24 protein-coding genes are annotated in these 23,690 nt (G+C 65.9%); 10 read left to right on the top strand and 14 right to left on the bottom strand.

Features of this window, described 5'->3' with window-relative positions; all coding sequences use genetic code 11:
• Positions 1-18: 18 nt before the first annotated feature.
• From rho to E0702_RS08500, 9 genes are all read left to right on the top strand, one after another.
• Entirely contained in the window at positions 19-1,278 is a 1,260-nt protein-coding gene (rho, locus tag E0702_RS08530; RefSeq protein ID WP_132042821.1) for a transcription termination factor Rho, read from the top strand.
• A 73-nt stretch (positions 1,279-1,351) separates the two neighbouring features.
• Entirely contained in the window at positions 1,352-2,815 is a 1,464-nt protein-coding gene (gene ubiD / locus E0702_RS08525; protein WP_132042819.1) for a 4-hydroxy-3-polyprenylbenzoate decarboxylase, read from the top strand.
• 57 nt (positions 2,816-2,872) lie between these two features.
• Complete coding sequence (locus tag E0702_RS08520; RefSeq protein ID WP_132042817.1) at positions 2,873-3,652, top strand: NAD(P)H-flavin reductase; 780 nt, start codon at positions 2,873-2,875, stop codon at positions 3,650-3,652.
• Positions 3,649-4,362: a dihydromonapterin reductase gene (folM, locus tag E0702_RS08515; protein ID WP_132042815.1), complete on the top strand. Its 714-nt coding sequence runs from the start codon at positions 3,649-3,651 to the stop codon at positions 4,360-4,362. Before E0702_RS08520 ends, folM begins: the two co-directional genes overlap by 4 nt.
• A gap of 115 nt (positions 4,363-4,477) precedes the next feature.
• On the top strand, positions 4,478-4,606 hold the full coding sequence (locus tag E0702_RS20050; RefSeq protein ID WP_272922912.1) for a hypothetical protein: 129 nt from the start codon (positions 4,478-4,480) through the stop codon (positions 4,604-4,606).
• A gap of 80 nt (positions 4,607-4,686) precedes the next feature.
• Positions 4,687-4,815: a hypothetical protein gene (locus tag E0702_RS20045; protein WP_272922911.1), complete on the top strand. Its 129-nt coding sequence runs from the start codon at positions 4,687-4,689 to the stop codon at positions 4,813-4,815.
• A gap of 324 nt (positions 4,816-5,139) precedes the next feature.
• Positions 5,140-6,204 carry a 3-deoxy-7-phosphoheptulonate synthase gene (locus tag E0702_RS08510; protein WP_132042813.1) on the top strand — a complete coding sequence of 355 codons (1,065 nt, stop codon included), beginning with the start codon at positions 5,140-5,142 and terminating at the stop codon, positions 6,202-6,204.
• Positions 6,205-6,331: 127 nt separating this feature from the next.
• Positions 6,332-6,844, top strand: coding sequence for a DUF3087 family protein (locus E0702_RS08505; RefSeq protein WP_132042811.1), 513 nt, complete (start codon positions 6,332-6,334; stop codon positions 6,842-6,844).
• A gap of 138 nt (positions 6,845-6,982) precedes the next feature.
• On the top strand, positions 6,983-9,106 hold the full coding sequence (locus E0702_RS08500; RefSeq protein ID WP_132042809.1) for a PhoX family protein: 2,124 nt from the start codon (positions 6,983-6,985) through the stop codon (positions 9,104-9,106).
• Between the two features lie 64 nt (positions 9,107-9,170).
• On the opposite strand, the gene hemB is transcribed toward E0702_RS08500, so the two are convergent.
• Complete coding sequence (gene hemB, locus E0702_RS08495) at positions 9,171-10,181, bottom strand: porphobilinogen synthase (protein WP_132042807.1); 1,011 nt, start codon at positions 10,179-10,181, stop codon at positions 9,171-9,173.
• A gap of 203 nt (positions 10,182-10,384) precedes the next feature.
• Between hemB and elbB the strand changes: the two genes are divergently transcribed.
• Positions 10,385-11,047, top strand: a complete 663-nt coding sequence (elbB, locus tag E0702_RS08490; RefSeq protein WP_132042805.1) for an isoprenoid biosynthesis glyoxalase ElbB — start codon at positions 10,385-10,387, stop codon at positions 11,045-11,047.
• Between the two features lie 152 nt (positions 11,048-11,199).
• Here the strand turns inward: elbB and tatC are convergent, their stop codons facing one another.
• From tatC to E0702_RS08425, 13 genes are all read right to left on the bottom strand, one after another.
• Positions 11,200-11,967: a twin-arginine translocase subunit TatC gene (gene tatC, locus E0702_RS08485; protein ID WP_132042803.1), complete on the bottom strand. Its 768-nt coding sequence runs from the start codon at positions 11,965-11,967 to the stop codon at positions 11,200-11,202.
• Positions 11,964-12,386, bottom strand: coding sequence for a Sec-independent protein translocase protein TatB (tatB, locus tag E0702_RS08480; RefSeq protein ID WP_132042801.1), 423 nt, complete (start codon positions 12,384-12,386; stop codon positions 11,964-11,966). The genes tatC and tatB overlap by 4 nt, the downstream gene beginning before the upstream one ends.
• A 6-nt stretch (positions 12,387-12,392) precedes the next feature.
• Positions 12,393-12,665 carry a Sec-independent protein translocase subunit TatA gene (gene tatA / locus E0702_RS08475; RefSeq protein ID WP_132042799.1) on the bottom strand — a complete coding sequence of 91 codons (273 nt, stop codon included), beginning with the start codon at positions 12,663-12,665 and terminating at the stop codon, positions 12,393-12,395.
• 65 nt (positions 12,666-12,730) lie between these two features.
• Positions 12,731-13,066: a phosphoribosyl-ATP diphosphatase gene (locus E0702_RS08470; protein WP_132042797.1), complete on the bottom strand. Its 336-nt coding sequence runs from the start codon at positions 13,064-13,066 to the stop codon at positions 12,731-12,733.
• Between the two features lie 40 nt (positions 13,067-13,106).
• Positions 13,107-14,729, bottom strand: coding sequence for a ubiquinone biosynthesis regulatory protein kinase UbiB (ubiB, locus tag E0702_RS08465; protein WP_132042921.1), 1,623 nt, complete (start codon positions 14,727-14,729; stop codon positions 13,107-13,109).
• A complete protein-coding gene (locus E0702_RS08460; RefSeq protein ID WP_132042795.1) occupies positions 14,729-15,367 on the bottom strand; it encodes a ubiquinone biosynthesis accessory factor UbiJ in 639 nt (212 codons plus the stop codon). The genes ubiB and E0702_RS08460 overlap by 1 nt, the downstream gene beginning before the upstream one ends.
• A 7-nt stretch (positions 15,368-15,374) precedes the next feature.
• Positions 15,375-16,142, bottom strand: a complete 768-nt coding sequence (ubiE, locus tag E0702_RS08455) for a bifunctional demethylmenaquinone methyltransferase/2-methoxy-6-polyprenyl-1,4-benzoquinol methylase UbiE (RefSeq protein WP_132042919.1) — start codon at positions 16,140-16,142, stop codon at positions 15,375-15,377.
• A 93-nt stretch (positions 16,143-16,235) separates the two neighbouring features.
• The gene (locus E0702_RS08450) at positions 16,236-16,619 is read right to left on the bottom strand and encodes a gamma-butyrobetaine hydroxylase-like domain-containing protein (protein ID WP_132042793.1); all 384 of its coding nucleotides are present in this window, start codon (positions 16,617-16,619) and stop codon (positions 16,236-16,238) included.
• Between the two features lie 177 nt (positions 16,620-16,796).
• Positions 16,797-18,119 carry an ATP-dependent protease ATPase subunit HslU gene (gene hslU, locus E0702_RS08445; RefSeq protein ID WP_132042791.1) on the bottom strand — a complete coding sequence of 441 codons (1,323 nt, stop codon included), beginning with the start codon at positions 18,117-18,119 and terminating at the stop codon, positions 16,797-16,799.
• A gap of 10 nt (positions 18,120-18,129) precedes the next feature.
• The gene (hslV, locus tag E0702_RS08440; RefSeq protein ID WP_132042789.1) at positions 18,130-18,663 is read right to left on the bottom strand and encodes an ATP-dependent protease subunit HslV; all 534 of its coding nucleotides are present in this window, start codon (positions 18,661-18,663) and stop codon (positions 18,130-18,132) included.
• 146 nt (positions 18,664-18,809) lie between these two features.
• On the bottom strand, positions 18,810-19,532 hold the full coding sequence (locus tag E0702_RS08435; protein ID WP_132042787.1) for an SPOR domain-containing protein: 723 nt from the start codon (positions 19,530-19,532) through the stop codon (positions 18,810-18,812).
• 3 nt (positions 19,533-19,535) lie between these two features.
• Positions 19,536-21,221 carry an arginine--tRNA ligase gene (gene argS / locus E0702_RS08430; RefSeq protein WP_132042785.1) on the bottom strand — a complete coding sequence of 562 codons (1,686 nt, stop codon included), beginning with the start codon at positions 21,219-21,221 and terminating at the stop codon, positions 19,536-19,538.
• 150 nt (positions 21,222-21,371) lie between these two features.
• Positions 21,372-23,588 (bottom strand): primosomal protein N', encoded by a 2,217-nt coding sequence (locus tag E0702_RS08425; protein WP_306766908.1) that lies wholly within the window; start codon positions 23,586-23,588, stop codon positions 21,372-21,374.
• Positions 23,589-23,690: the final 102 nt, after the last annotated feature.

Genomic DNA, 23,690 nt, shown 5'->3' with positions numbered 1-23,690 from the left:
CAACGTCTGAACACACCGATGAATCTTACCGAACTCAAGCAAAAGCCCGTGCCGGAACTGCTGGAGATGGCCCGCGAGATGGGCATCGACAACCTGGCACGTTCTCGCAAGCAGGACATCATCTTTGCCATCCTCAAGAAGCACGCCAAGAGTGGCGAGCCGATCTATGGCGATGGCGTGCTGGAGATCCTTCAGGATGGCTTCGGCTTCCTGCGCAGCGCCGACAGCTCCTACCTGGCCGGGCCCGATGACATCTATGTCTCGCCGTCACAGATTCGCCGCTTCAACCTGCGCAAGGGCGACTCCATCTCCGGCAAGATTCGCCCGCCCAAGGAGGGAGAGCGCTACTTCGCCCTGCTCAAGGTCAGCCAGATCAACTTCGATCGGCCGGAGAACGCCAAGCACAAGATCCTGTTCGAGAACCTCACGCCGCTGTTCCCTCAGGAGCGGCTGCGCACGGAGATCGGCAACGGCTCCACCGAGGATCTCACGGCTCGGATCATCGATCTGGTGGCCCCCATCGGCAAGGGGCAGCGCGGCCTGCTGGTGTCTCCGCCCAAGGCGGGCAAGACGTTGATGCTGCAGAATATCGCCACCTCGATCACCCGCAACAACCCCGAGTGTCATCTGATCGTGCTGCTGATCGACGAGCGCCCGGAGGAGGTGACCGAGATGTCACGCACCGTGCGCGGCGAGGTGGTGGCTTCGACCTTTGATGAGCCACCGGCACGGCATGTGCAGGTCGCCGAGATGGTGATCGAGAAGGCCAAGCGCCTGGTGGAGCACAAGAAGGACGTGGTGATCCTGCTCGACTCCATCACCCGTCTGGCGCGTGCCTACAATACCGTGGTGCCGAGCTCCGGCAAGGTGCTCACCGGTGGTGTCGATGCCCACGCCCTCGAGAAGCCCAAGCGCTTCTTCGGTGCGGCGCGCAATATCGAGGAGGGCGGTAGCCTGACCATCATCGCCACCGCACTGGTCGACACCGGCTCCAAGATGGACGAGGTGATCTTCGAGGAGTTCAAGGGTACCGGCAACATGGAGGCGCACCTCGATCGCAAGCTGGCCGAGCGTCGCGTCTATCCGGCGATCAATATCCGCCGTTCCGGTACACGTCGAGAGGATCTGCTGGCCTCCGAGGACGAGATGCAGCGCATGTGGATCCTGCGCAAGCTGCTCAATCCCATGGAGGATACCGCGGCCACCGAGTTCCTGATTGACCGCCTCAAGGATACCAAGACCAACATCGAGTTCTTCGAGGCAATGAAGCGCCGCTAGCCGTATCAGTCAGTGAGCGAAGGGGTAGCATGCTATGCTGCCCCTTTCGTCATTCTGGGATCGGGAAGTCCGAATGAAGTACAAGGATCTGCGCGAGTTTATCGCTGCCCTGGAGGCTCAGGGAGAGCTCAGGCGCATCAGCGCCGAGGTGGACCCCTACCTCGAGATCACCGAGATCTGCGATCGCACCCTGCGCGCGGGGGGGCCGGCCCTGCTGTTCGAGAACGTCAAGGGCCATGATATGCCGCTGCTGGGCAACCTCTTCGGTACGCCGCGCCGAGTGGCCCTGGGCATGGGCCAGGAGTCGGTTGCCGCCCTGCGTGAGGTAGGCGAGCTGCTCGCCTTCCTCAAGGAGCCGGAGCCTCCCAAGGGCTTTCGTGATGCCTGGGACAAGCTGCCGATCTTCAAGCAGGTGATGAGCATGGGGCCCAAGAGCGTGCGCTCGGCTCCGGTGCAGGCGCTGGTCTACGAGGGGGATGAGGTCGATCTTGACCGTCTGCCGATTCAGCACTGCTGGCCCGGTGATGCCGCACCACTGGTCACCTGGCCGCTGGTGATCACTCGGGGGCCCCACAAGAAGCGCCAGAACCTGGGCATCTATCGGCAGCAGAAGCTCGGCAGGAACCGGCTGATCATGCGCTGGCTCTCCCATCGCGGTGGGGCGCTGGACTTTCAGGAGTTTCAGCAGGCACACCCCGGCGAGCCCTTCCCGGTGGCGGTGGCGCTGGGGGCCGACCCGGCCACCATCCTGGGTGCGGTGACCCCGGTGCCCGACTCGCTCTCCGAATACGCCTTCGCGGGGCTGCTGCGCGGCTCGCGCACCGAGCTGGTCAAGTGTGGCCATGTCGACCTGGAGGTGCCGGCCTCGGCGGAGATCATCCTCGAGGGCTTCATCTACCCCGATGACATGGCGCCGGAAGGCCCCTATGGCGACCATACCGGTTACTACAACGAGGTCGACAGCTTCCCGGTATTCACGGTGACGCGCATGACCATGCGCGAGAATGCCATCTATCACTCCACCTATACCGGACGTCCCCCCGATGAGCCGGCGATCCTGGGCCTGGCGCTGAACGAGGTGTTCGTGCCGATCCTGCGTCGACAGTTCCCCGAGATCGTCGACTTCTATCTGCCACCGGAGGGCTGCTCCTATCGCATGGCCGTCGTGACCATGAAGAAGCAGTATCCCGGTCATGCCAAGCGGGTGATGATGGGGGTCTGGAGCTTCCTGCGCCAGTTCATGTACACCAAGTTCGTGGTGGTGCTCGATGACGACATCGATGCCCGCGACTGGAAAGATGTGATCTGGGCCATCACCACGCGCATGGACCCGGCCCGCGATACCGTGATGGTGGAGAACACTCCCATCGACTATCTGGACTTCGCCTCGCCCGTCTCGGGCCTGGGCTCCAAGATGGGCCTGGATGCCACCAACAAGTGGCCCGGCGAAACCGACCGAGAGTGGGGCGAGCCCATCGTCATGGACGAGGCCGTCAAGGCCCGCGTCAGCGAGCGCTGGAACGAGCTGGGCATTTAGCTTCCTGATACACGCTCCCCCGACAACAAGACCCCCTGACATGCGTACGAGGATTTCATGACGCCAAGGATCCTGACCTGCCCGGTCACCGAGGTCGAGGACCTCAGCCAGGACGTATTTCGCGTCCGGCTCGACGGACGCGCCGAGGCGGCCGCCCACGACCCTGGCCAATACCTGGAGCTCAAGCTCGCCGAGGAGATCTGGGTGCCGTTCTCCATTGCCAATGCCTGGCGTGGCGACGGCGAGATCGAGCTGCATATCCAGCACTGGCCGGAGCGTGATAACTCCGTGCGGCTGCGCGAGATGGTCAAGGTGGCCAACCGCCTGACCCTGCGCCTGCCTGGCGGTGACTGCGTGCTCGACCCCGACAGTCGGCGGCCGTTACTCCTGATCGCCGCCGGTACCGGCTTTGCCCAGATGAAGGCGCTGGTCGAGGGGGCGCTGGTCGCCGACTCCGAACGCGAGATCGCCCTGTGGTGGGCGGCGCGCGAGGAGCGTGATCTCTATCTGGAGAGCCTGCCCCGAGAATGGGCCGAGGCGCATCGCCACTTTCACTTCCATCCGGTCACCGAGGTGACCCCGGCGCTGCCCTGGTCCGGCGAGCGAGTAGTGGGGCATCACGGCCGCATCGACCAGGCGCTGGCCAATGGGCTCGAGGATGTCTCGGGCCATGATGTCTACCTCTCCGGCTCACCGGGCATGGTCTACGCCTGCGTCGATGTGCTGGCCTCGCTGGGCCTGTCGCCCTCGCGGGTGTTCTCCGACGTGTTCGCCTATGCGCCCCGCGACCCCATCGTGCCCACCGCGGGCAGCCTGCGGCGTGAGGCCGGTGCATGAGTGCCTCACCGATACTGATCACCGGTGGCGCCCAGCGGCTGGGTCGCCACTGCGCCGAACAGCTGATCAACGACGGCCATCCGGTGATCATCAGCTATCGTCGCGAGCGCCCCGAGCTCGAGGCGCTGCGCGAGCGAGACATCGTCACCCTGCAGGCCGACTTCTCCAGCGAGGCGGGTATCCTCGACTTCCTTGCGCGGCTCAAGCGCGAGACAGCGTCGCTGCGTGCCATCGTGCATAACGCCAGCGACTGGGCGCCCGACTCCTGCGGGGAGGAGGCGGGGGCGACCTTCGAGCGGCTGTTCCGGGTGCATATGCTGGCCCCCTATCTGATCAACCTGCACGCCCGCGGGTTGCTCGAGGCGTGCAGCGAGCCCCAGCGCGATATCGTGCATATGACCGATTACGTGGTGCAGAAGGGCTCCCGGAAGCACGCCGCCTACGCCGCCAGCAAGGCGGGGCTCGATAATCTGACCCTGTCGTTCGCCGCCATGTACGCCCCCGATATTCAGGTCAACGCCATCGCCCCGGCGCTGATCATGCTGGGTGAGGACGACGACGAGGCCTATGCCGAGAAGGCGCGCGCCAAGTCGGTGATGCGGAAGGTGCCTGGCCCCGGGGTCATCTATCAGACCCTGCGCTACCTGCTCGACAACCGCTATGTCACCGGCGCTACCCTGCCGGTGGACGGCGGTCGCCATCTGCGCTGAGCCTGCACATGGATCAGCAGAGTGCGACCATCGGCGCCGTGCCGGTGGTCGTCATCTTCGCTAGAATAGTGCCTTACCCTGACCCAATATCCTGACGCAATCGAAGGAGCGACACATGGCGGGACATGACGAGAACTTCAGCGACAACAGCGGCCTGCTGTCCATCATCATGGGCCTGATAGTGCTGGTGGCCATGAGCTGTCTGCCGGCCACCATCGGCTGGTACCAGTTGTTCGCCAGCTGAACCATTTGGCCTTTGGTGTGATGGGCCTTGTCAGCCCTGCCGCGATGCGGCACGATAAAGCGACTGCACAGGAGAGACCCATGACCGCATCCGCCACTCACCGCTTTCACCATCACGCCGCCAGCGAGCGTGTGGGATCGCTGTGCGCGGCCACAAGCGGTTTCTGGTATGGCTACTTTATGACCGGTGTGCCGGCGGCCATGTCCTGAACGCGCAAAAGACGACATCGCCGGAGGCACACCCCCCCAGGGCCGCCTCCACCAGAACCCCCGGACGGCAGCCCCGCCCGGGGGTTCTGCGTTCCTGGGTGCCCGAAACCATCACGGCCACGTCGCCCGACAGCACAGTAGATATCGAGGAGAGAATCATGACCGCATCCATCGCCATCCGCCAGACCCTATGCTGCGTGGGCTATTACGGCTACTGGCGATTTAGCGAGCTGCGGTCGGCTCACTCCGCCACATCCGACCGTAGCGAAATCGGTGGCATCCGACAAACACGATGTATGACCGCTACCCGGAGTTGATGACGTCATGAATGCTACTCTTGCCGCCGCCCCCCTGAACGATTCCCTGCGCCCCGCCGCCCATCCCGCTCGAGTGCTGCCCACGCCCGGCGACCTGTGCCGTGAGCTACCGCTCTCCGCTGACCTGAAGCGCCGCGTCGAGAGCCAGCGCCAGTCCGTGCACAATATTCTTGCCGGCCACGATGATCGCCTGCTGGTGGTGGTCGGCCCCTGCTCCATCCACGACCCCCGGGCGGCCCTGGAGTATGCCCAGCGGCTGGCAGAATTATCGGCACGAGTGGAAGACCGCCTGCTGCTTGTCATGCGGGTCTATGTCGAGAAGCCGCGTACTACCGTGGGGTGGAAGGGGTTGGCCTATGATCCTGGCCTCGACGGCACGGGGGACATGGCCCGCGGCCTCGAGGTCTCGCGCCGGCTGATGCGCGATGTTTCGGCACTGGGCCTGCCGGTGGCCACCGAACTTCTGCAGCCGATGCTGGCGCCCTATCTGGAGGATCTGCTCTCCTGGGTGGCGATCGGCGCCCGTACCACCGAATCCCAGCTGCACCGTGAGCTGGCCAGTGGACTCGCGGCGGCGGTGGGCTTCAAGAATGCCACCGGCGGTGATATCGGTGTAGCCCTGGATGCCATGCGTGCCGCGGCTCATCCCCATAGCCATTTCGGCATGGATAGCGAGGGGCGGCCGGTGATCCGCGATACCGAGGGCAACCCTTACACCCAGTTGGTGCTGCGCGGCGGTCACGGCGAACCCAACTATCAGGCACATCATGTTCAGGCGGCTCGTCGCGCCCTGGAGGAGGGTGGTCTCTCCCCGCGGCTGATGGTGGACTGCAGCCACGCCAACGCACGCAAGGATCATCGCCGCCAGAGCGAGGTGCTGCTCGACGTGCTGGCACAGCGCCAGGCCGGCGAGACGGCGATCACTGGAGTGATGCTGGAGAGCCATCTTCACGAGGGTAAGCAGGCGCTGGAGCCGGGGCGCTTGCGCCACGGGGTGTCGGTCACCGATGCCTGCATCGGTTGGGAGACCACCGAGCATCTGCTGCTCTCCGCCGCCGAGCGGTTGCGTTGAGAGCGTCTCCTCGCGGGCCTTTCCCCGGATCGGCCCCGAGCGATATGGGTGACGGCTTACGCTGTACCACCGATAACGATGACGGGATAATGCCGGCCATCACCGATTCGCCAACCAGGAGTCCAGCATGTCGTTTCACTTCGAGGAGCACGACCCCGAAACCTACCGCCGCAAGGGGCGCCTGATCAGCCTGGCCATGGCGGCCCAGCTGGTCGTCTTCGGGCTGCTGTTTTCCCAGTTGCTGCAGGCCGCCTTCGACGGCGGCTTCTGGCTCAATGTGCTGGGGGTGGTGCTGGGTCTGGTATCGACCAGCCTAGTATTTGCCGTGGTGCGTGAGCGCCCCTGGATGGCGGAAGTACGCTATGCGTGGCAGCTCAAGCATCACCTCGCTCGGGTCAGCGGCTATCTGCCGGGGCTGCGGCGTGCCTCCAAGGAGGGCAATGATACCGCCCTGGATCTGCTCGCGTTTTACCACCAAGGCATGCTGCAGCTCGCCGACCTCAACGGTCGCACCCTGGATGATGATGGCGAAGCCGTTGCCGAGCGCATGAGGGTGCGTCAGGCCCGAGAAGAGCGGGGCCTGCCCGAGCGCGTCGAGGGGTTCGATCCCCACGACCTCGCTGCCTTCCGCAAGGGGTAGCTCTAGCATGCCCGCCTGTCAGGCGGCCAAGATGTCACCTCTCGATCGGCGGTTCATCGTACTGTCACCCCGTTCGCCTAGCCTGACCTCGTTCCCTGGAGGCGCCTGACGCTTCCCCCATCCGACGAGGAAAGCAGCATGAGCAAGGAAATCGAGGATCACCGCGTCCTGAACCCCAGCGGCAACGAGCCCTTCGCCTCCGTTCTCGAGCGTCATGTCACGCGGCGCAGCGTGATGCGTGGCGGCCTGGGGCTGGCGGCCGCCTCGATGCTGGGTTTCGGTGGGGCCGCTCGGGTGCTGGCTTCGAGTGTCGACCAGAAGACGCCACTGGCCCTGGCCTTCGAATCGGTACGCGGCTCGCGCACCGACGCCGTGGTGGTGCCGCCGGGCTATACTGCCCAGGTGCTGGTGCCCTGGGGCACATCGCTCGCTGAAGAGACCCAGGAGTGGCATGACGATCTGCCCATGACCGCGGAGCGTCAGGCCACCAGCGTGGGCATGCACCATGATGGCATGCATGGCTTTGCGCTGGATGAGTCGACGGCCTCCCGGCGCTTCGTGCTGGCGCTGAATAACGAGTATATCGACCAGCAGGCGCTGTGGGCGCCTGAGGGAGGCCCGACCAATGCCGAGGAGGGTGTCCGCCCCGCCGAGGAGTCGCGCACCGAGATCAATGCCCACGGGGTGACCCTGGTGGAGGTAGAGGCGTCCGCCGATGGCCACTGGCACCATGTGCCTGGTTCTCCCTATAACCGTCGGCTTACCAGTGCTTCCGTGATGGAACTCGCCGGACCGGTCGCCGGCAGCGACTATGTGCGCACGCGCTTCTCGCCGGAGGGCAGGCTTGCCCGCGGCACCAACAACAATTGCGGCAACGGCTTCACGCCCTGGGGCACCTACCTGGCCTGCGAGGAGAACTGGCCGAATATCTTCGTCAATACCGGCGAGCGCTTTCGGGACGATGCTCGCATCGGAATCCCTACACAGCGCTCCCGCTATGGTTGGGAGACCTCGGCGGGTGACTCCTCCGAGCAGAACGACGAGTTTGCCCGCTTCGATATCACCCCGCGGGGCGCCGATGCTCGCGATGACTATCGCAACGAGGCGCGAACCTTCGGCTATCAGGTGGAGATCGATCCCTACGACGGCTCTCGTCGCGCCGTGAAGCGCACCGCCCTTGGCCGCTTCCGCCACGAGGGCTGCTGGCTCGGCAAGCTTGAGCCCGGCAAGCCGGTGGTCTTCTACTCCGGCCATGACGCACGCAACGAGTATATCTACAAGTTCGTCTCCGCCGCCGCCTGGGAACCGGCCGATGCCAACCGCCCAGGCGAGGCCTACGACCGGCTGACCATCGGGGCCAAGTACCTGGACCACGGCGTGCTGTATGCCGCGCGCTTCGATGCCAACGGTCGAGGAGAGTGGTTGCCATTGACCCCGGAGGCGCAGACCGTTGACGGCCGCCGCCTCCACCAGGCCCTGGGGCTGGCCGCCGACGATCTGGCAGGCATCATCATCAACACCTGCGACGCCGCCGATCTGATGGGGGCCACGCCCATGGATCGTCCCGAGTGGGCCAGCGTGGACCCCGCCTCCGGCGAGGTCTATATCACCCTGACCAACAACAGCCAGCGCACCGGGGAGGGGAGCGAGGCGACCTTCACCAATGGCGGCGGTGCGGTCGAGGAGCCCGGTGTGGGGTTTGCCACCGCCCCGACCAACCCCGCCAACCCGCGACCCGACAACGGTGCGGGACATATCATCCGCTGGCGGGAGGGCGATGGAGTGACTCGCTTCGCATGGGAAGTGTTCGTCTTCGGGGCGGCAGCCGCCGATAGCGACAATCTCTCGGGGCTGACCGAGATGAATCAGTTCGCCAGCCCCGATGGCCTCTGGTACGACGACCGTGGTGATGGGCAGGGGATCCTGTGGATCCAGACCGATAACGGCTACGCCGGGGTCGCCGAGCATACCAATGATCAGCTGCTGGCGGTGGTGCCGGGGGCCCTGGGGACGGGCGGCGAGCAGGCCGTGATGACTGCCGATAACCAGCAGCACCTCAAGCGCTTCGCGGTGGGACCCAATGGCTGCGAGGTCACCGGGATCTTCGCCACCCCGGACAGGACGGCGCTGTTTATCAATATCCAGCATCCAGGCAACTGGCCGGCCTCGGAGGATGCCACCGAGCAGGCCCAGGGTAGTGTGCGGCCCCGGGCGTCTACCGTGGTGATTCAGAGGCAGGATGGCGGGCAGATCGCGGTGTAGCGCGAGTCGGCAGGTCATCGGCGTCGGCCGGGGGGTGTTGCCCGGAGGCCGACGCCTGACGCCGCTACTGCTCGGTGAGCAGTCGTGCGGCCCGCTTGGCGAAGTAGGTCAGCACGCCGTCGGCGCCGGCGCGCTTGAAGCACAGCAGGGATTCGAGGATCACGCTATCGGCATCCAGCCAGCCGTTCTCGAAAGCCGCCATATGCATGGCGTACTCGCCGCTGACCTGATAGGCATAGGTGGGTACCTTCAGCTCATCCTTCACCCGACGCACCACGTCGAGGTAGGGCATGCCGGGCTTTATCATCACCATGTCGGCACCCTCGCTCAGGTCCATGGCCACCTCATGCAGGGCCTCGTCGCCATTGGCCGGGTCCATCTGGTAGGTGCTCTTGTCGGCCTTGCCCAGGTTGGCGGCGGAGCCCACCGCATCGCGGAAGGGGCCGTAGTAGCGCGAGGCATACTTGGCGCTGTAGGCCATGATGCGGGTATTGACCCGCTGTTCCTGCTCGAGCACCTGACGAATCTCGCCGATGCGGCCATCCATCATGTCCGAGGGTGCCACCACGTCGGCACCGGCCTCGGCGTGGGAGAGCGCCTGCCTGAGCAGCGTCTCCACGGTGCGGTCATTCTGCACATAGCCCTGCTCGTCGAGGATGCCATCCTGGCCGTGGCTGGTGTAGGGGTCCAGGGCCACATCGGTGATGATGCCCAGCTCGGGGAGAGCCTCCTTGAGGGCCCGCACGCTGCGTTGCACCAGGCCGTCGGGACTATAGGACGCCTCGGCCAGTTCGCTCTTCAGCGAGGCATCCACGACCGGGAACAGGGCCAGGGCGGGAATGCCCAGCTCGAGTGCTTCGCGGGCCTCCTCGATCAGCAGATCCACCGAGAGTCGCTCGACACCCGGCATGGAGGGTACCGGTTCGCGCTGGCCCTCGCCCTCCAGGACGAAGACCGGCCAGATCAGGTCGGCCGGCGTCAGCACATTCTCGCTCATCAGACGGCGCGAGAAGGCATCGCGGCGCATGCGGCGCATGCGAGTGGCGGGAAAGTGGCGTGGGGTCGTGAAGCTCAAGATCGTCTCTCCGGCTCTGGCGCCACCGACGGAAGTCCGGCGCTCTTTGATGACTTGGATGGGAATGGACGGCCCATGAGTATATCAGTGTGGCCTGGTGCCGAAAGGCTTGCCTTGTCGCACCCGAGGGATGGCTCTAGAGTGTCATATTCGATTATTGGTCCTGTCGCTCGTTGGCAGGCGACTTATGCAAGGAGATAGGCATGAGCAAACAGGTGGCGGTGATCCTCTCGGGCTGTGGTGTCCATGATGGCGCCGAGATCTACGAGACCACCCTGACGCTGCTGCGGCTCGACCAGCTGGGTCTGGGCTATCGCTGCTTTGCCCCGGATATTGCCCAGCATCACGTCATCGATCATCGAAGCGGTGAGGAGGTGGAAGGCGAGACGCGCAATGTGCTCAGTGAGTCGGCTCGCCTGGCGCGGGGTGATATCCAGGCGCTGGACGAACTGGACGCCGACGAGTTCGATGCGGTGATTCTGCCCGGAGGTTTCGGTGCCGCCAAGAATCTTTCCAGCTTCGCCCTGGATGGCGCCGAGATGCGGGTACTCGACGAGCTCAAGGAGACGCTGCAGGGCTTCCATGAGGCGCGCAAGCCCATCGGGCTGATGTGCATCAGCCCGGTGATGGTGCCCAAGCTGCTCGGTACAGGCATCGCCGTCACCATCGGTCAGGATCCCGGAGTGTCGGGTGCCATCAGCGCCATGGGGGGCCTGCACCGCAGCTGCGGCGTCGAGGATATCGTGGTCGACTTCGAGCACCGGGTGGTCACCACACCGGCCTATATGCTCGCCACCCGCATCAGCGAGGCCGCCACCGGCATCTTCAAGCTGGTCGACAGGGTCGACGAGCTGATGGACCTCTGACCGAGCTGGGCCGGGAGCCGTAAGCTTGTAGAGCGGCGCTTCGCGCCTGGAAGCTGGAAGATAAATCGCCCCCATGGCGTTGCCATGGGGGCGATCTGTTCTAGGCTGCGGACCAGCTTCCAGCTTCCAGCTTCCAGCTTCCAGCTTCCAGCTTACGAGTCGTCCTCCACCTCGCGCCGCTCCTTCTTGCGTCGGGCCAGTCGGCCGAACAGCAGCCCCACCTCGTAGAGCAGATACATGGGGATCGCCAGCAGGCTCTGGGAGATCACATCCGGTGGGGTGAGCAGCATGCCGACCACGAAGCAGCCAAGCACCACATAGGGACGCTTCTTCGACAGGCTCTCCACCGTAGTGGCGCCCGAGGCGATCAGCAGGAAGGTGGCGATGGGGATCTCGAAGGCCATGCCAAAGGCGAAGAATAACTTCAGAACGAAGTTGAGGTAGGCATTGATATCGGTCATCACCGTCACGTTCTCCGGCCCGGTCTGGGTGAAGAACTCGAACAGCAGCGGAAAGACCGCGTAATAGGCGAATGCCGCGCCGGCGTAGAACAGCAGCACGCTGGAGGCCAGGATCGGGATGGCCAGGGCCTTCTCGTTGTCGTAGAGGCCCGGGGCCACGAAGGCCCATGCCTGATGCAGGACATAGGGCACGGCGATAAACACGGCCGCCACCAGGGTCAACTTGAAGGGGGCCAGGAAGGGCGAGGCGACTTCGGTCGCGATCATCTGTGATCCTTCCGGCAGCAGCGCCATCAGCGGCTGGGCCACGAAGAGGTAGATGTCGTTGGCGAAGGCGTAGAGGCCGAGGAAGATCACCAGCACCGCCACCACCGCGCGCAACAGACGCGAGCGCAGCTCGATCAGGTGCTCGATCAGCGGGGCCTGGTGCTGTTCCGGGCCGTCACCGGGGTTGCTCATCGTTGTGGGGCGTCCTTGTCGACGGGGGAGGGCTGGGGAGCGGCGTCAGCGTCGGCGGCACCCTCGCGGGCGCGTGCCAGGGCATCATCCAGGCGCTGTTCCGGGGATGATGCGGGCGCCTGCTGAGGCGGCTTCACGGCATCGTGGGTCCTATCCTCGGACTTGGCGAGGCCCTCGACGCCGTGTTTCACCCGGGAGACGCTGTCGTCCAGCTTCTTCTGCTGCTCGTCGAGCTTCTGGCGCAGCTCCTCCGCCTCCAGCTGGGCGCTGATCTCGCGCTGCATGCCGGAAACGGTTCGCTTGATCTTGCCGATCCATAAGCCCAGGGTGCGCGCCGCCTTGGGCAGCCGCTCCGGTCCCAGCACCAGCAGGCCTACCACGCCGAGCAGCAGGAGTTCGAGAAAGCCGATATCGAACATGGCGGTTTATTTGCGCTCTTCTTGTTCCTCGGGCTTTCGCTCGGCCTGAACGTCGTAGGTGTTGGGCGCTTCCTTGTGGTCGACGCGGGCCTGTGCTTCGCTCTCGGCGCCGCTCTTCTCGTCCTGCTCGCCCTTCTCTTCCTCGCTCATCGCCTTCTTGAAGCCTTTCACGGCGCCACCCAGATCGGTGCCGACGTTGCGCAGCTTCTTGGTGCCGAAGATCAGAATGATGATGCCGAGTACGATCAGCAGCTGCCAGATACTGATGCCACCTAACATTAGTGCTTCCTCTTGTTGGGGGTTCCGGCTCACCCGGAACGGCCAGTGATGTCGTGTCCAGCGGGTTATGGCTCGCGTGCGGCCTTCTCGTCGTGGCCGGAGATGCCGAAGCGACGAGCCAGTTCGTCGAGTAGTGCACCATGCTCGAGCCCGAGATGCGACAGCATCACCAGGCTATGAAACCACAGGTCGGCGGTTTCGGCGATCAATGCCTGACGTTCGGCGTCACCACCGTCCTCAGCGTCCTTTGCCGCAAGCAGGGTCTCGGTAGCCTCTTCGCCGACCTTCTCGAGTATCTTGTTCAAGCCCTTGTGATGCAAGGCAGCGACGTAGGAGTCTGCTGGATTGGCCTCGCGACGTTGATCCAGGACAACCTGAAGCCGCTCAAGAATATCGCTCATCGATGACGTCTCCGTGAAAAAAGGGGGGCGTGAAACGGGGTCAGTACCAGGCCAGCAGTAGCAGCCCGATGGCAGTGGCGACCAGCGCCGGCCAGGGTTGGCCATCGGCCCATTCGACCAGAGGCTGCCAGGCCATGGCCAGCGCCACCAGCAGCAGGCCCAGTCGCAATCGGCGATGACGCCTCCCCTGGCGTTCCAGCTGATATTGGATGCCCCCCAGGGCCTCGCCCTGGCGCCGGCGCTGACGCTTTTCCAGCTCGGCCTGAGCCAGCGCCTGGTGGGCCAGGGTTGGCAGCTCGGGCAACTGGTGGCTGAGCTCGGGGGCGTGACGCTTGAGAGAGGCCCATAGCCCCTTTACCCCGGCGCGCTCCTGCATCCAGCGCTCCAGATAGGGCTTGGCGGTCTGCCACAGGTCCAGCTCGGGATAGAGCTGACGCCCCAGGCCTTCGATATTGAGCAGGGTCTTCTGCAGCAGGACCAGCTGGGGCTGTACCTCCATGTCGAAGCGACGGGCGGTCTGGAACAGGCCCAGAAGCACCTGGCCGAAGGAGATGTCCTTGAGCGGTTTCTCGAGGATCGGCTCACACACGGTGCGAATCGCCGCGGCAAACTCGTTGGCGCGGGTGTGCTCGCCGACCCAGCCCGATTCGATATGCAGCGCCGCTACCTCGTAGTAGTCCTGATGGAAGAAGGCCAGCAGGTTGCGGGCGAGGTAGTCCTGATCCTCGCGGGTCAGGCTGCCGACGATGCCGCAGTCGATCGCGATGTACTGGGGGTCGTGGGGGTGCTTGCGGGAGACGAAGATATTCCCCGGATGCATGTCGGCGTGGAAGAAGTTGTCACGAAACACCTGGGTGAAGAAGATCTCCACGCCGCGCTCGGCAAGCTTCCTGAGGTCGGTGCCCTGGGCCTCGAGTGCGTCGATATCGGCGACCGGCACGCCATAGATACGCTCCTGAACCATCACCCGTTGGCGGGTCAGCTCCCAGTGAATGGCGGGCACATAGAGCAGTGGGGAGTCCTTGAAATTGCGCTTGAGCTGGGAGGTGTTGGCGGCCTCCTTGTGCAGGTCGAGCTCGTCGAACAGGGTGGTCTCGTAGTCGCGCACCACCTCTACCGGACGCAGGCGTCGCGCCTCGGGCACGAGGCTCAGCAGTCGCGCGAAACGGTAGAGCAGGGCCATGTCCTGGCGCATCACCCGTTCGATGCCGGGGCGGATGATCTTGACGACGACCTCCTCGCCGCCGTGCAGCCGGGCACCGTGTACCTGGGCGATCGAGGCCGAGGCCAGCGGCTCGGTGTCGAAGCGGGCGAAGGCCTCGGTCACCGATAGCCCGAGCTCCGCTTCCACCACCTCTCGGGCCTGTTGGCCGGGGAAGGGGGGGACCTGGTCCTGTAGCCGCTTGAGCTCGTCGGCCACGTCCTCGGGCAACAGGTCGCGGCGGGTGGAGAGTACCTGGCCGAACTTGATGAAGATGGGACCCAGCGACTCGAGGGCCAGGCGCAGGCGCTCCCCGCGTGAGCGCTCACCGATGGGGACCAGTCGCAGCGGCGAAAGCCTGAACAGGGTCCGCAGCGGCCAGGGAAGGCGCTCGAAGGGCAGCAGGGTGTCGAGACGGTAGCGGGTGATCACCCACAGGATGCGCAGCAGACGCAGCAGGATCATGCCGTCACCCTGTCCGCCAGGCGCCGGTGCAGGCGGGCCAGGCGTGCCTCGAGGCGGTCGGAGGCCACCTCGAGCTCGGTAAGGTGGTCGCGCAGCACCTCGAGCTGAGGGCGGCCCGGCAGCAGGCGCGCCTCCTCGACCAGGTACTCCGAGAGGTCGGCATAGAACTCGTCGCGGGAGCGCAGCCCGAAGCGGCCCAGGCGGCGCAGACCCTCGGCCAGGCTGTGGGCCGGGATATCCCCGAGCCAGCGGGCCAGCTCCCCCTCCCAGTCCAGGTCGAGGTCCAGCAACAGGTCGCGGGTAGCTTCCAGCAGCGGGATGCGGCCACGCACCGCCAGCCGTCCCTGGAACATCAGGCGTTCCATGGAAGCGCCGCCAAGCAGGGCACCGAGGCTCTCGGCGTCAAGTTCGACCACGGCATCATGGTCCTCCTCGGCGCCGTCTTCGGCACGCAGCAGGTCGAGGCCACCGGGATGGAAGTGGATGGCGAGTGCCAGCTCGGGGTTCTCGAGGCGCAGCAGCAGGCGCTGGCCCGCAAGGCGGGCGAGGCGTGAGGGCGCCGCCGGGTCGCGGGCCAGCAGGGCGTTCAGGGTTCTCTCGGCGGCGGCGAGCAGCAGGGTCGGGGTCACGGCCATGCCCACCTCAGAGCTTTATGCCGCGGTGCAGGGCCACGATGCCCCCGGTCATGTTGGTGTACTCCACCCGCTCGAGGCCGGCCGCCTCCATCATCGACTTGAGTGTCTCCTGGTCGGGATGCATGCGGATCGACTCGGCCAGGTAGCGGTAGCTGTCGGCATCGCTGGCCACCACCTGCCCGATTCTCGGCAACAGACGGAAGGAGTACTCGTCGTAGGCACGGGTCAGCAGGGGGTTGCGCGGCTTGGAGAACTCCAGCACCAGCAGTCGGCCGCCCGGCTTGAGTACCCGGGCCATCGAGCGCAGGGCGGCATCCTTGTCGGTCACGTTGCGCAGGCCGAAGGCGATGGTGATGCAGTCGAAGGTATTGTCCGGAAAGGGCAGGCATTCGGCATTGGCCTGGACATACTCGACATTGCCGCCCACGCCGTGGTCGAGCAGCTTGTCGCGGCCGACGCGCAGCATCGACTCGTTGATATCGGCCAGGACGACACGTCCGCGAGGCCCCACCGTGCGCGAGAACTTCAGCGTCAGATCGCCGGTGCCGCCGGCGATGTCGAGCACACTGTGCCCCGGGCGCACGCCGGCACGCTCGATGGTCAGGCGCTTCCAGAGGCGGTGGATGCCGAACGACATCAGGTCGTTCATGACGTCGTAGCGAGCCGCCACGGAGTGAAACACATCGGCGACCCGGGAGGCCTTCTCGTCGAGAGGCACTTCCTGGTAGCCGAAATCGGTGGTCTGCTGGTCCCTGGAGCTGGAGTTGGCGCTCATGCGATGGGGCTCCCGAATCGCTGCATGGGAGAGGTCAAGGCCTCGGATGGGCGCCATTGTAGCCTCCTGCAGCGGCGATTGTCTTGACGCGGGTTACAGCTGCTTGATTTCTATGCCCAGTGGCTCGCGGCTGGCGCCGGCCGCCTCCAGACGCTGGAGATAGTCGGCCCAGTTGGCCTCGCGGTGGTTGATCAGCCACCACAGGTAGTCCCAGCTGAACAGGCCACTGTCGTGGCCATCATCGAAGTGCAGCTTGAGGGCGTAGCGACCGGCAGGCGTGATGTCCTTGAGGCCGACGAACTGCTTGCCCGTCTGCAGGGTCTCCTGGCCCTTGCCATGGCCGCGTACCTCGGCGGAGGGTGAGAAGACCCTCAGGTACTCGATGGCGAGCCGGTAACTCTGGCCATCGGCATAGCCGAGCTCCAGCTCACGGGCCTTGCGATGGTAGTGAACATTCGCGGGAATAGGGGCGGTCATGGGCACCTCCGGTACCGGGCTTCGCCCGGAGCGTTAAGCTTTAAGCTGTAAGTGGACTTCGTCCAGCTTCTGCTCGTAACGCCTTGCCGTGGCGCAGCTCTGTGCTCGTAATGCTATCAGGGCTGCGCCATCGAGGGGGTACTTACAGCTTATCGCTTACTGCTTACGGCTGGGGGGTTAGAGAATATACCGCGACAGATCCTCGTCCATCGCCAGTTCGCCGAGCTGGGAGTCGACGTAGGCCGCGTCGATGGTCAACGGGGTGCCGATATCGCTGCCCTGGAAGGAGGCCTCCTCCAGCAGTCGCTCCATCACGGTGTGCAGGCGGCGTGCGCCGATGTTCTCGGTGCCCTCGTTGACCTTCCAGGCGATCTCGGCGATGCGCTCGATACCGTCTTCGGTGAAGGCGACCTCCAGCCCCTCGGTGTTCAGCAGTGCCTGGTACTGTTTGGTCAGCGCTGCGGAGGGCTCGGTGAGGATGCGCTTGAAGTCATCCGGGGTCAGGGCGTTGAGCTCGACGCGGATCGGCAGGCGGCCCTGCAGCTCAGGAATCAGGTCCGAGGGGCGCGACAGATGGAAGGCGCCGGACGCGATAAACAGCACATGATCGGTCTTCACGATGCCGTACTTGGTCGAGACCGAGGAGCCCTCGATCAGCGGCAGCAGGTCGCGTTGCACGCCCTCGCGGGAGACTTCGCCACCGCTGGACTGGCCGCCGCCCTTGCAGACCTTGTCGATCTCGTCGAGGAAGACGATGCCATTCTGTTCCACCGACTCGATGGCGCGGGCCTTGATCTCCTCCTCGTTGACCAGCTTGCCGGCCTCCTCGTCGCGCAGCACGGCGAAGGCATCCTTCACCGCGATGCGGCGCGTCTCGGTCTTCTGCTTGCCCATGCCCGAGAAGAGGCTCTGTAGCTGACTGGTCATCTCCTCCATGCCCGGCGGGGTCATGATGTCGACATTGGGCCCCTGCTGGGAGACCTCGATATCGATCTCCTTGTCGTCGAGCTGCCCTTCGCGAAGCTTCTTGCGGAAGATCTGGCGGGTGGAGCTGTCGTGGCGGGGCTCGTCTTCCTGGCCCCGGGGCGGTGGCAGCAGGGCATCGAGGATGCGCTCTTCGGCGGCATCCTCGGCGCGATGCGCGACCTCCTCCTTGGCCTGTTCGCGAACCAGCTTGATGGCCGCCTCGGTAAGGTCGCGCACGATCGACTCCACGTCGCGGCCCACGTAACCCACTTCGGTGAACTTGGTGGCCTCGACCTTGATGAAGGGGGCACGGGCCAGCTTGGCCAGGCGGCGGGCGATCTCGGTCTTGCCGACGCCGGTGGGACCGATCATCAGAATGTTCTTGGGCGTCACTTCCTGGCGAAGATCGCCGTCGAGCTGCATGCGCCGCCAGCGATTGCGCAGGGCAATGGCCACGGCGCGCTTGGCATCCTGTTGGCCGATGATGAACTGGTCCAGGGCGTGAACGATCTCGCGGGGGGTCATCTGGGTCATGGTGTCGGCCTTAGCCCGCCTTGGCAGGCAGCTCCTCGAGGGTGACGTTATGGTTGGTGAACACGCAGATATCGCCGGCGATCTCGAGCGACTTCTCGGTGATCTCGCGGGCTCCGAGGTCGGTGTTCTCGATCAGGGCACGCGCCGCGGCCAGGGCGAAATTGCCACCGGAGCCGATGGCGATGATGCCGCCCTCGGGTTCCAGCACATCACCGTTGCCGGTGATGATCAGCGAGGCGTCCTTGTTGGCCACGGCGAGCAGCGCCTCCAGGCGGCGCAGGGCGCGGTCGGTGCGCCACTCCTTGGCCAGCTCCACGGCGGCCTTGACCAGGTTGCCCTGATATTTCTCCAGCTGGGCCTCGAAGCGCTCGAAGAGGGTAAAGGCATCGGCGGTGCCGCCGGCGAAACCGGCCAGCACGTCGCCGCGGTAGAGGCGCCGTACCTTGCTGGCGTTGCCCTTCATTACGGTGTTGCCTAGTGAAACCTGGCCGTCGCCGGCCAGCGCTACCTGGTCACCGCGGCGCACGGATACGATCGTCGTCATGGAGGGGACTCCTTGGGGGAGCGGGTCAACGGCTCCCGATGACTTTCGGCGCCCTGCGGGCGCCGTAATGGATCTGTCTGGTGGGAGTAGGTGTGGGCGTGGCGCCAGAAATTCAAGCGGGCAGCGTGCAGATGGGGCGTTCCTGCTCAGTTGTTGAGCTGGATAAGCAGTGGCTCGATGCCCTGGGTGGTCATCAGGTCCTGGGCGCGCGACAGTTCTCGGCGGTCCTCGTAGGGTCCCACCTGAACGCGGTGCCAGGTCTGACCGCCGCCTGCCTTGACCTCGCTGACCTGCGCCAGCAGGCCGAAGTCACGTAGCCGACTGCGCAGCTGCCGGGCATCGCTGGCCTCGCGGAAGGAGGCGGCCTGTAGCATATAGCGCTGACCCGAAGCGTTGGTGGCGGTCGTACTCTGCTCAGTCGACCTCCGGCGGTCGCCGGCCTGATTGGCGGCGATCACCTCGGCGATCGGATCGTCCGCGGGAGCCGAGTCAGCATTGGTTGCGACCTCCGCCGCCGGTGGCGGGGTCGCCGTGGAGGCGGGCATCTCCCCGCCGGGGGCGATCACCTCGGACTCCGGCAGCAGGGTATAGAACTCGAAGGTCGGCATCGGCGGCTCGCTGGGCTCCGCGGGTGGCGCTGGTGCGCTCTCGGGCGAGACGCTCCGCGGCAGTACCGTGGCCAGCGGTGAGTCCTCTACCTGCCAGGGTGCCACACCGTGCTGGTGTTGGGAGAGCAGGAAGCCGGCCACCAGGCCGGCCAGGCCCCATATCCAGCCGGGAAGACGCCATTCGCGACGGGGCTTCTTGCTGGGCTGGCGCCGGTTGTTGGTGGCGCCGCGCTTTTTCGCAGGCTGCTTGCGAGTCGCCATGGGTTACATTTCCTCCGGGGCGCCGACTCCCATCAGCTCCAGGCCGTTGCGCAGCACCTGGCGGGTGGCCAGGCCCAGGGCCAGGCGGGCGTTGCGCAGGGCGTCATCCTCGACCATTACCTTCACCGCGTTGTAGCAGGTGTGGAAGTCGGCGGCCAGATCGAGGAGGTACTGGGCGATCTGCTGAGGCTCGCGGGCGGCGGCCGCGTGTGTCACCGCTTCGGGGAAGCGGGCCAGGCGGTTCAGCAGCGCCTTCTCCTGGTCCTCCTCCAGACGACCCAGATTGCCCATGGCCAGGGCGTGGTCGAAGGGCAGTCCGTCATTCGTTGCACGACGTTCGACGCTGCACACCCGGGCGTGGGCGTACTGCACGTAGTAGACCGGGTTGTCGTTGGACTGCGAGCGCGCCAGGTCGATATCGAAGGTGAGCTGGGAATCGGCTCGTCGCGCGGCCAGGAAGAAGCGGGTGGCATCGCGCCCCACCTCGTCGATCAGATCGCGAACGGTCACGTAGCTGCCGGCGCGTTTGGAGAGCTTCACCTCCACGCCGGAGCGGGTCACCATTACCATCTGATGCAGCACGTAGTCGGGCCAGCCCTTAGGGATGCCGGCTTCCAGGGCCTGCAGACCGGCGCGTACCCGGGTCACGGTGGAGTGGTGGTCGGCCCCCTGTTCGTTGATCACGGTGGTGAAACCGCGCTGCCACTTGTCGAGGTGATAGGCCACGTCGGGCAGGAAGTAGGTGTACTGACCGTCGGTCTTGCGCATCACCCGGTCCTTGTCATCACCGAAATCGGTGGTGCGCAGCCACAGGGCGCCATCCTGCTCGTAGGTGTGGCCATTCTCGACCAGACGCTCGACGGTCGCCTCCACCTTGCCGTCGCGGTAGAGCGAGGACTCGAGGAAGTAGACGTCGAAGTTCACGCCGAAGGCCTTGAGGTCGAGGTCCTGCTCGCGGCGCAGATAGGCCACGGCAAACTCCTGGATCGCCGCCAGGTCGTCCGGGTCGGCCTTGGCGGTAACGTGGCGGTCGTCGGCATGCACGGTCTCGCCACCCAGGTAGGCATTGGCCACATCGATGATATAGCCGCCGCGGTAACCGTCCGCCGGCCAGCCTTCATCCTCCGGGCCGAGCCCCTTGACGCGGGCCTGTACCGAGAGCGCCAGGTTGGTGATCTGGGCGCCCGCGTCGTTGTAGTAGAACTCGCGGGTCACATCGAAGCCGGTGGCTTCGAGCAGGCGACAGACGCAGTCGCCGATGGCCGCCCCGCGACCGTGGCCGACATGCAGCGGCCCGGTGGGGTTGGCGGAGACGAACTCCACCTGCACCTTCTGCCCCTGGCCGGTGAGGCTGCGTCCATAGGCATCGCCCGAATCGAGCACCTGGCGGACCACCTGGGCGGCGGCGTCGGTGGCGGCGAAGAAGTTGACGAAGCCGGGACCGGCGATTTCGACCCGGCTGACCGCCGGGCTCTCGGGCAGGGCGGCCACCAGGATATCGGCCAGCTCACGGGGCTTGCGGCCGGCTGGCTTGGCCAGCATCAGTGCCAGGTTGGTGGCGTAATCGCCATGCGCCTTGTCTCGGGTGGGATCGACCTTGATGGTCGGGGCGAGGTCGGCGGGCAGCACGCCCTGCTGCCTGAGGGAGTCGAGGGCGTCCTCGAGCAGCGCAACGATGGTCTCTTTCATGGGGCGTTGGATGTCCTGTGGCGTCGGGGTGAGCGGCCGATGAACCGGCGATAAAGAGGCGCTCGCCCCGGCGTGGGCATGGAAATGGAGCCCTGAGCGGGCATGGCCGGCCATTATCGGCAATTGTGGGGCGGCTTTAAAGGGCAGGCTTCAGCTGAGCGTCTGCGGATCAATATCCAGCGACCAGCGTATCCGGCGGGCTTCGGGGGTGGCCTCCAGCCAGGCGGTGAGCCAGGCACCGGCCTCGTGAAGGGCGCTACGCTTTTCGGCGCCGAGCATCAGCTGCAGATGATAGCGACCCTGGCGCCGCTCCATGGGGGCCGGCACCGGGCCCAGGCAGTCCACCGTCAGCTGGCGTTCGGCCAGCCAGGCCCGCAGTGCGGCGGCGGTGCGGCGGCCCAGCTCGCCGGCGGCCTCTTCCCTGGCACTTTCCAGGCGCAGCAGGGCCAGGAAGCGGAATGGTGGCAGCGCGGCGGCGCGTCGTTCTTCCAGGAGGCGCTCGGCGAGGGCGGCATAACCGCGCTCGGCCAGCAGGCGCAGGTGAGGGTCGTCGGGATGCATGGTTTGGACCAGCACTCGCCCGGGCTGGGCGGCACGACCGGCGCGGCCGGCCACCTGCACCAGCAGCTGAGCACCCTGCTCAAGGGCGCGGAAGTCACTGGCATAGAGGCCGGCGTCGGCATTGACTACCACGACCAGTGTGACATGAGGCAGGTGGTGTCCCTTGGCGAGCATCTGGGTGCCCACCAGCAGGCAGGGGTCACCGCGGCGAACCTCGGTCAGGGCCTGTTCGAAGGCGTCGCGACGGCGGGTGCTGTCGCGATCGATGCGGTGCACCGGCACCTTGGGGAAGCGCTCGGCGAGAGTCTCTTCGGTTCGCTCTGTGCCACTGCCCAGCGGCCGCAGGTCGATGCTCTGGCACTCGGGACAGGCGTCGGGCAGGACGCGGCGGCGATCGCAGTGGTGGCAGGCCAGTAGCGGCGGCTGGCGATGAAGCGTCATGCGCGCGTCGCAGCTGTCGCACTCGGCCAGCCAGCCGCAGGCATGGCAGGCCAGGGTGGGCGCGAAGCCGCGGCGATTGATGAACACCAATACCTGGTGGCCGGCGTCGAGCGTATCCGAGATCGCCTCCAGCGCCGGTGGGGCCAGGCCACCCAAGCGAGGGCGCCCCCGCAGGTCGAGCAGCTCCAGGCGCGCGGGGGCGTGGCGGGTAGCGCGCCGGGTCAGTGGCAGGTGACGCCACTCGCCTCTGTGCGCCCGGGCCAGGCTCTCCAGCGAGGGCGTGGCGCTGCCCAGCAATAGCGGGATGCGGTGGTGGTGGGCGCGGGCCACGGCGAGGTCTCGGGCATGGTAACGCAGCCCATCCTGCTGCTTGTAGGAGGCGTCATGCTCCTCGTCGACGATTAGCGCACCAGGGCGGGCCAGAGGGGTGAAGATCGCCGAGCGGGTGCCGACCACGATGGGGGCCCGGCCGCTGGCCGCGGCCTCCCAGGCATCCAGTCGCTCATGCTCGGTGAGCCCCGAGTGCAGGGCGACCACCGGTACTCGGAAGCGCTTGCGGAAGCGTGCCAGGGTCTGGGGGGTGAGCCCGATCTCCGGCACCAGTATCAGCGCCTGGCGGCCGCGCCCCACGACCGCCTCGATCAACTGCAGGTAGACCTCGGTCTTGCCGCTGCCGGTGACGCCCTCCAGCAGGCAGGGGTGGTAGCCATCGAGCCGCTCGTGGAGCGCCGAAAGAGCATGAGCCTGCTCGCGGTTGAGCGGCAGCGCAGGGCTGGCCAGCAGATGATCAGGGTCGGGGAGGGGCGCGGCGGTGAGGGGTTCCTCGTGACGTTCGACAAGCCCCTTGGCGGAGAGAGCCTTGAGCTGGTCGCGGCTGAATGACTGGGCGAGGATCGCCTGGCTGACCAGGCCGTGGGGGTGCTGGCGCAGCATCTCCAGCAACGCCGCCTGGCGTGGGGCACGGGGCAGGGCGTCGCTCCCCGCGGCGTGTCCCGCCGGGGTAAGCGCCCAGCGCTCGCGTGTGCGTGGGGCCAGCGCACGTCCCTGACGCAGCAGGACCGGCAATGCCTGGTGCAGGGTGTCGCCCAGTGGGTGTTGATAGTAGCGTGCGGTAAAGCGGCACAGCCATAGCCAGTCCGGGGGCAGCGGGGCGTCGTCCAGGCAGGCAGTGACTCGCTTGAGGGCAGTCAGCGGCAGGTCACTCTGCTCGCGACACTCCACCACGATGCCGACCACCTCGCGGCGACCGAAGGGCACACGCACTCGTAGCCCCGGCTGCCAGCCGCAGGCCGGAACGTCGGGGGCTGGGCGGTAGTCGAACAGGCGATGCAGCGGCGAGGGAATGGCGACGCGTAGTACCCGCAAAATTGGTGAACCTGGCAATTGGCCTCCGGCGGCGACTCTGGTAGTATGCGGCGCTCCCCGGCGCCTGGTTGGCGACGAGGGGTTCCGGTGATCCCATGATTG

This window comes from Halomonas marinisediminis (genome assembly GCF_004347715.1).
GTDB classification, from domain to species: Bacteria; Pseudomonadota; Gammaproteobacteria; order Pseudomonadales; family Halomonadaceae; genus Halomonas; species Halomonas icarae.
Note: the sequence above shows the minus strand (reverse complement) of the source record. Positions and strands in the feature narration are given on the sequence as shown.